This is a genomic window from Nostoc sp. (genome assembly GCF_036918015.1).
Lineage (GTDB): Bacteria > Cyanobacteriota > Cyanobacteriia > Cyanobacteriales > Nostocaceae > Nostoc.
Map to the genome: position 1 here is coordinate 41807 of NZ_JBALEO010000049.1, position 8327 is coordinate 50133.

Annotated in this window: 8 protein-coding genes; 6 read left to right on the forward strand and 2 right to left on the reverse strand. The window is 41.5% G+C overall.

All coding sequences use genetic code 11. The annotated features are described in order from the left end of the window. The first annotated feature begins 1 nt into the window (after position 1). Entirely contained in the window at positions 2-1342 is a 1341-nt protein-coding gene (gene clpX, locus V7K61_RS11925; RefSeq protein WP_094348623.1) for an ATP-dependent protease ATP-binding subunit ClpX, read from the forward strand. A 142-nt stretch (positions 1343-1484) separates the two neighbouring features. Beyond that, complete coding sequence (locus V7K61_RS11930) at positions 1485-2405, forward strand: alpha/beta fold hydrolase (protein WP_335053516.1); 921 nt, start codon at positions 1485-1487, stop codon at positions 2403-2405. A gap of 8 nt (positions 2406-2413) precedes the next feature. Here the strand turns inward: V7K61_RS11930 and V7K61_RS11935 are convergent, their stop codons facing one another. Together V7K61_RS11935 and V7K61_RS11940 are read right to left on the reverse strand one after the other, a co-directional pair. Next, entirely contained in the window at positions 2414-2995 is a 582-nt protein-coding gene (locus V7K61_RS11935) for a Uma2 family endonuclease (protein ID WP_335053517.1), read from the reverse strand. A gap of 133 nt (positions 2996-3128) precedes the next feature. Next, positions 3129-4112, reverse strand: a complete 984-nt coding sequence (locus V7K61_RS11940; RefSeq protein WP_335053518.1) for a GntR family transcriptional regulator — start codon at positions 4110-4112, stop codon at positions 3129-3131. Positions 4113-4410: 298 nt separating this feature from the next. Here V7K61_RS11940 and V7K61_RS11945 point away from each other — a divergent pair, with 298 nt between their 5' ends. From V7K61_RS11945 to V7K61_RS11960, 4 genes are all read left to right on the forward strand, one after another. After that, on the forward strand, positions 4411-5151 hold the full coding sequence (locus V7K61_RS11945; protein WP_335053519.1) for a dienelactone hydrolase family protein: 741 nt from the start codon (positions 4411-4413) through the stop codon (positions 5149-5151). Positions 5152-5279: 128 nt separating this feature from the next. Then, positions 5280-6182, forward strand: a complete 903-nt coding sequence (locus tag V7K61_RS11950; RefSeq protein ID WP_335053520.1) for a S1 RNA-binding domain-containing protein — start codon at positions 5280-5282, stop codon at positions 6180-6182. A 585-nt stretch (positions 6183-6767) separates the two neighbouring features. After that, entirely contained in the window at positions 6768-7856 is a 1089-nt protein-coding gene (locus V7K61_RS11955) for a fatty acid desaturase family protein (RefSeq protein WP_335053521.1), read from the forward strand. Between the two features lie 177 nt (positions 7857-8033). Then, the coding region (locus tag V7K61_RS11960; protein WP_335053522.1) for a hypothetical protein at positions 8034-8327 on the forward strand (294 nt) is incomplete at its 3' end.

The following is an 8327-nucleotide window of genomic DNA, read 5'->3' on the forward strand; positions in this document are numbered from 1 at the left end:
TATGTCTAAGTACGACTCCCATTTGAAATGTTCATTTTGTGGCAAGTCTCAAGAGCAGGTGCGTAAATTAATCGCAGGGCCGGGAGTCTACATCTGCGATGAATGCGTTGACTTGTGTAATGAAATACTAGACGAGGAGTTGCTCGATACTAATGGTGCGGCAGCACAACCAGCACCAAGAGCAGAGCCACCTGAAAAACGGCGTACTCACTCTGCTAGTATTTCGTTTAATCAAATACCCAAGCCAAGAGAGATTAAAAAATATCTAGACGAACACGTTATTGGTCAAGACGAAGCGAAGAAAGTGCTGTCAGTCGCCGTTTACAATCACTACAAGCGGCTGGCAGTAATTCAGTCTAAGGCCAGTGGCAAACCTGGATCAGATGATGCCATAGAACTGCAAAAGTCCAACATCTTGTTAATCGGCCCGACTGGTTGCGGCAAAACTCTCTTAGCGCAAACACTAGCGAAAATCTTGGATGTACCCTTTGCCGTCGCCGATGCGACGACACTGACGGAAGCGGGGTATGTGGGAGAAGATGTAGAAAATATCTTGCTGCGACTGTTGCAGGTGGCAGATTTAGATATAGAGGAAGCCCAACGGGGAATTATTTATATTGACGAAATTGACAAAATTGCTCGTAAGAGTGAGAACACGTCAATTACCCGCGATGTTTCTGGCGAAGGCGTGCAGCAAGCCTTGCTGAAAATGTTAGAGGGAACGATCGCTAATGTACCACCCCAAGGAGGGCGCAAGCATCCTTATCAAGATTGCATCCAGATTGATACAAGTAATATTTTGTTCGTCTGTGGTGGTGCCTTCGTAGGCTTAGACAAGATTGTAGATCAGAGAGTTGGCAAAAAAGCAATCGGCTTTGTACAACCGGGAGAAGGCCAATCGAAGGAGAAACGAGCAGCAGACACGCTTCGCCATCTAGAACCGGATGATTTAGTAAAATTTGGCCTGATTCCAGAGTTTATTGGGCGGATGCCAATGGTAGCAGTAGTAGATCCGCTAGATGAAGAAGCGCTGATGGCGATTCTGACTCAACCACGCAGCGCCCTAGTGAAGCAGTACCAAAAGCTGCTGAAGATGGATAATGTCCAGCTAGATTTTAAAGCAGATGCTTTACGAGCGATCGCTCAAGAAGCTTACCGCCGTAAAACTGGTGCGAGAGCATTACGTGGTATTGTCGAAGAATTGATGTTGGATGTAATGTATGAGTTACCATCCCGTAAGGATGTGACACGCTGTACAGTTACAAGGGAAATGGTCGAGAAGCGATCGACTGCTGAACTGATAATACATCCGTCTTCATTACCGAAACCGGAATCAGCCTAAATCAGTACTGAGTGCTGAGTACTGAGTGCTGAGTAGGGACTGAGGGAGATGAAGGGGATTAGGGAGATAGGGGAAGCGTAATAAATACTCACTCTTAACTCCCGACTTTTAACTCCTAACTCCTAACTCCTAACTTTCAAAAATGCCTTATCTTAATGTTCGTGGCGTTGAGCATTACTACGAATGGGTGAAAAAACCATCGGGTTCTTTGGTAAAACCAGTGATGGTTTTCATCCACGGTTGGGCTGGTTCGGCTAGGTATTGGCAAAATACTGCTGATGCTTTATCAGAACAATTTGATTGTTTACTCTACGATTTGCGTGGATTTGGTCGTTCTCGTGGGAAGCCAACCATTGCCCAAGCAAGTGAAGCCGTTGCTGAATCTGAATCTCCACAGGAAGAATCAGAGGCAATTAGAGAGTTAACCTATGAGTTAGAGGAATACGCTGATGATTTGGCAGCTTTGCTAGATGGGTTACATATTCAGCGTGTTTATATTCATGCTCATTCAATGGGTGCTTCTGTTGCCACTTTATTTTTTAACTGCTATCCCCAACGAGTTGAACGAGGAATTTTAACTTGTAGTGGCGTTTTTGAGTACGACGAAAAATCTTTTAGTGCCTTTCATAAATTTGGTGGGTATGTAGTGAAATTCCGTCCCAAGTGGTTAAGCAAAATCCCATTTGTTGACCGGATGTTTATGGCCAGATTTCTACATAGTTCCATACCACATTCTGAGCGGCAAGCTTTTTTGGAAGATTTTCTCGAAGCAGATTACGATGCCGCTTTAGGAACAATTTTTACTTCAGTCAGTAAGGCTCAATCTGAAGTGATGCCGCAAGAGTTTGCCAAGCTAACAGTGCCGACTCTGCTTGTGGCGGGGGAGTATGACAAAATTATTCCAGCCGAGATGGGTCGTCAAGCGGCTGCATTGAGTGACAAAGTGGAATTTGTGATGATTCCCAACACAGCGCATTTCCCAATGTTGGAAGATGCCTCAACTTATATGCAACGGGTACAAGAGTTTTTGCAAATTAACACGCCAGAGCCACAGATGAATTAACTGATTTTTCAGATAGCCTGTACAAATTCGGCAACAGCGTCGTACTGGTCAGGATGCCCGATATATTGCAGCAACAAAGCTGGGTCTAAATTCGGAAAGAAACCACTACGGTTTACTTCTTCATATTCAACACTCGCATTTAAACGAAATATTTTTATCTGGTTAGATTTCCAGAACCAAACTTCAGGCACTTTCTTGGGTTTGTATAACTCTTTTCGGTTAATTGTGCCGCTAGTAACAATAACTTCAATAACAATGTCAGGAACTTCACCTTTTGTGTTGATGCTGTAAGACTCATCGGGTGTGCCAGAAGCATACCCAGGTTCTTCCAATGTAAAACCACCACGACCATAGAACCGAATTCCCAACTCTCTCATGTAAGCTTCTAGCAAGTAGCCAAGAGTTGTTTTCACTTCCTCGTGTTTTTCACCAATGGGCGACATGATTTCTAATATTCCTGACAAATAAGAGAGTCGGACATTGCGGTTGTCCTTTAGCTGCGCCTCAATACCTTTGAATTCCTCCCAAGAAACATCTGCGACGGTCACTAGTTTTTCTTGTATGGGATAGTCCAGAAGTGGGATGCTCATATCGCCTCTTAACAGTTTCAGATATACATCTACTTGATTGCTTCCAACAAACCAATGTAGGGTTGCATTTCCACAATCATAATCCTGAGTTATTTGCTAGGTGTGTCTGTCTATGCCATTCTTACCCTTTGGATTAGCTCAAACCTAGTTCTCGTTTTAGCAAGTTAATCGAGTTAGCGCCGATATAATTTTCAACCTTAATCAGTTTTGGTGGACGAATAATATCTTCATCAGATGCTTGTACGGCTGCTTGTACTGCCGCAAAACTGGCTTGGTCGCTGATGATTACTTCAGCCCGCTTAACCATTGCCTGAAGTTTATAGGCATCTTTTGGTTGCGAAGTCATCACCAGTAGTTCATCACCGCGCAAACCGTGGAGGATGACTTCTGCGGCTCGTGCAATCCCAGAACTGAGGCTAACTATCCCAACACAGTTTTCTTTGGGTAGGGTTTTCAATATGCTGAGTTCTTTGCTGTAGTCGTAGATATCGAGAGGAATTACCCGTGCAGCTTTTGGAGCTGCGATCGCTTCTACATTACTGATAAAATACCGACTGGTGACTACTGTCGCAGAGGTAGTTTTATCTAACACAGCTGTTAATTCTTCCATTGCTACCAACTGCACTGGAATTTTTAGCGATCGCTCTAATTCATACACCATCAATTCACCAGCACCCATATCATAAGATGGAACTGCAACCAATACTCGCGCACTACAACGCAAGCGCCAGTCAATTTCCGCTAAAAATAGCTCTCTAGCCTGATTTAGCGAACATCCTTGTGAAAGTAACTCGTCAAGTGCTTGCTGGACAACTTGATATGTATCAGGATTTTGTTTGAGAATTGGTGATTGCAGCCTGCTACCGCCCTCATGACCTTGGGCACGAACATAAATACCCGAACCAGCCATACTTTCAACAAATCCGTCTTCCTCTAGTTGACGGTAAACCTTACTTATGGTGTTTCGGTGTAACCCTGTTTGCATTGCCAGCGCCCGTGTGCTTGGTAATTTGTAAGCAGGGGGATATTGCCGAGAAGCGATCGCAAATCGGATTTGATTAAACAGCTGGGTTGATGCGGGAATTTCGCTGTCTGGCTGAATACGGAATTGAATCATCACCAAACCTCCTGAATACTAAGTGCTAATGAGTGCTGAGTTCTGAGTGCTGAGTGCTGAGTTTTGAGTATTAAGTGTTGCTTTTATACTCAACACTTTTGACTCAGCCCTCCTTTTGTGACCAGCTACATTTGCTACATCTCAAATATATTTATTTACATATAAAGTTTTTCTAATACAAATTTTTAATGCGCTCACTATTGGTAATTGATAATTTAATTAGAAAAAAGCTGGGCATACTGGCATAGTTATATCAAATAAACACACGGCTAATCACACAGCACTGGTAAAAATTATTATGACAGAGCAAGCAACAATTACCACAACGGTTAATCTTTTGCAAGATAATATTCAAGTGTCTGCTTATCTAGCAGAGCCAAAAGAATCTGGTTTTTACCCAGGAGTTGTAGTATTACAAGAAATTTTTGGTGTCAACGTTCACATTCGGGAAGTTACAGAACGGATTGCCCAACTTGGGTATGTAGCGATCGCACCTGCACTTTTTCAACGGATTGCTCCTGGTTTTGAAACTGGATACACACCTGAAGATATTGAAACGGGCAGAAGCTACGCCATGCAAACCCAAGCCTCAGAGTTATTGAGCGATATTCAATTAGCAATTGACTACCTCAAAAATCTGCCTCAAGTGAAAAAAGATGGTTTTGGTTGTATTGGCTTCTGCTTTGGTGGTCACGTCGCATATCTTGCAGCCACCTTGCCAGATATTAAAGCTACTGCTTCCTTCTACGGTGCTGGAATTACCACCCGCACGCCAGGAGGTGGCGCTCCTACTGTCACCCGCACTAGAGAAATATCAGGTACTCTCTATGCCTTCTTTGGCACAGAAGATGCTAGCATCCCAGGCGAACAAGTAGATGAGATTACAGCAGAGTTAGAAAAATATAAAATTCCTCATCGCGTGTTTCGCTACGATGGAGCTGATCACGGATTTTTCTGCGACCACCGTGCCAGTTATAATCCTAAAGCTGCGGCCGATGCTTGGGAGCAAGTAAAACAACTCTTTGGTCAACTAAACTGAAGCATACGCAGCCAAGTTCGTCATTGGTCATTGGTCATTGGTGAATAACAAAGGACAAATGACAAATGACAAATGACAATTTAAACTTCAGTTGCACCATATCAAATAAAAACTAATCTTCAAAAGTCATGAATTCCGAATCGAAACTTTCTCAAACAGCCAATTCGCCCTTTACAATGGACGATTTTGCCAAAGCACTAGAAAAACACGACTACCAATTTCAAAAGGGACAGGTTGTACATGGCAAAGTGTTCCAACTTGACCATGATGGCGCTTATGTTGATATTGGTGGCAAGTCGTCAGCTTTTCTGCCGCGTGATGAGGCTTCTTTGAGAGCAGTTACCGATTTATCGGAAGTGCTGCCATTGCAAGAGGAAATGCAGTTTTTGATTATCCGAGATCAGGATGCAGAAGGTCAAGTGACCCTTTCTCGAAAGCAATTGGAAATTCAGCACATCTGGGAACGATTGGCCGAAATGCAGGAAAATGCTCAAACTGTACAAGTACGGGTTATGGGTGTGAATAAAGGTGGTGTCACCGTCGATATTCTTTCTTTGCGGGGATTTATCCCGCGATCGCACTTGGCAGAGCGTGATAATTTAGAAGCACTCAAAGGTCAAAATCTGACTGTGGGTTTTTTGGAAATTAATAAAAACACCAACAAACTCATTCTTTCCCAGCGTTTAGCAACTCGTTCTAGCAACTTCAGCTTATTAGAACTAGGTCAACTGGTGGAAGGCAAAGTTACTGGTATCAAACCTTTTGGTGTATTTGTCGATTTAAGTGGCATGAGCGCCTTACTTCATATCAAGCAGGTAAGCCAGAAATTTATTGATTCTTTAGAAAAAGTATTTCAAGTTGGCCAGCCAATTAAAGCTGTAATTATTGACTTGGATGAAGGTAAAGGGCGGGTTGCTCTTTCTACCAGAGTTTTGGAAAACTTCCCTGGCGAAGTGCTAGAAAATTTTGATGAGGTCATGGCTTCAGCTGAGGCGCGTGCTAATAGAGCTAATAACAAAGCGTCTGAATAGTTTTGAGGTGGGCTGCTTGCTTGCACAAAGTATAAATTGTGCGTAGGCGTAGCTCTTCGTAGACATCGCACCTGCGGTATGTAGGATTAATCGGTGAATACTGCCCAAAAATTGATCAAAAATCCAAATTGTGGGTTATTTTATTACTCCCCCTGCATCTATAAAGATGTGGGGGGATTGAAATTGGTAAGCCTTTAAATATCTCACGTTTTTTAGTACTTTGTCAAGCTAGTATCGAGGGTTTTTAGTAAGCACTTTAGTGATTAGAAAAGAAAGACTAAAGCTATTACTAAAAAATTTATTACCTACCAAGATAAACTTGACATCCTAATAGCCTCTAGCTAGTAATGTGGGTAAAACAATAATTTTAGTCAGCTTCAGATAACTTTCACTTTGAACCACAGAAATTATTCTGAGGAAGACGTGTAGGCAATGCCAAAATTATGCAAGAGGTCTACCGCAGAAATATTTTGTGTTACGATTTAGATACTTATCCTAGTTGTGAATTTAATTATTCCAGTTGAAAAACGCTACGATTTCCCGCAAAACTTTACCCAGTGAAATTATCTAACTGAAAAATTATTTATGAATGTTAGTACAGATCGGACACTTATTCACCAGAAAATATATGCGAAAGAATTACGTTCTCTGATGCCACCTGAAGCATTTATTCCCGATCCAAGTAAGTTAATTATCTTGTTCATTAATCTGGCAATTTTAATACTAGGTTGGATGATAGCAGCGCGGTTAGATTCTTGGTCGCCATACCTTTTATGGCTTTATGTACCTTTAAGCATAATTATGGGCAATAGCGTCGTTGTCTTACTATTTAGCACCCACGATTTGATGCATGGTAGCGTAATTAAAAATCCTCGATTAATCTATATCATTGGTTTTCTAGGGCTAACAATGTTGTGGATGCCACCAACATTATGGAAAGCAGTTCATAACCGAGTACATCATAATCATACTAATGATTTGGGCGACCCAGATCGCAATTACTTATATGAACAATCTTCAACCTGGGGGAAATGGATTCAGGACTTATTTGTGCCTTCTACTGAAGTCAATCCGGTATGGTTCATTGTGGGAATGACTTCTGCTTGGGGAGTACATACTTTTCGCAATCTGACATCTGTGCTGTTTTTCAATCATAAATCCGTCGATTATGTTCCGGCTGCATTTACAGTCAGTCCGAAAGATCGTCGAGCGATCGCAGGGGAATTATTGATGATGATAATGATTCATCTGAGTATCCTCATCTATCTCCAATTTGAACCCATAAAACTTATACTTGGTTACTTTTTACCGATTGCAATTGGTTATGCTGGAGTAATTTTTTATATTTATACAAATCATTTACTTTGTCCGATGACCAACGTTAATGACCCACTAATTAATAGTATGTCTCTCCGGGTTTACAAAATATTTGACTTGTTGCATTTAAATTTTTCTCATCACACTGAACATCATATTTTTCCAGCAATGAACTCGGACTATTATGTGATGGTTAGGGATTTGTTAGAAACTCAATATTCTGAAAAGTTTAATTTATTGGATGCTGGAGAAGCTTGGTATTTGCTGCTGAAAACTCCCCGGCATTATAAAGATGAAAATACTCTTACAGATTGGTCAGGAGAAAAGTCTGTTCCTTGTCCTACAAGCGACAGTTAAAAAGGTTTATTGCAAATGAACACGCTGCTAAATACTGAGGATTTTGCAAGAAATATCGACCACAGTCCAAGCCAGGGAATAAGCCGAAAAAGTCACGATGGACAATAACTAGTACCGCAAGGCGGAATTAAAAATTACAAATGAATATAGCATAAGCATTTCATTGATTTGCAATGGATGGTTTATTTCCGCCGTGTTGTACTAGTTAATTTATCGAAAAAATATATAAAGTCGAATTTAATAAGGAAAATGGCATTTGACTTACTCAAACCCCAGTTTGCTTTCTCAAAAGCTGTGTTTGCTTTCTCATTTCAGTGTTTTCCGCAAGCAAAAGGAGCTTTTACTTTCTCAAACCCCAGTTTGCTTTCTCATTTTGGTGTTTTCCGCAAGCAAAAGGAGCTTTTACTTTCTCAAACCCCAGTTTGCTTTCTCATTTTGGTGTTTTCCGCAAGCAAAAGGAGCTTTTACTTT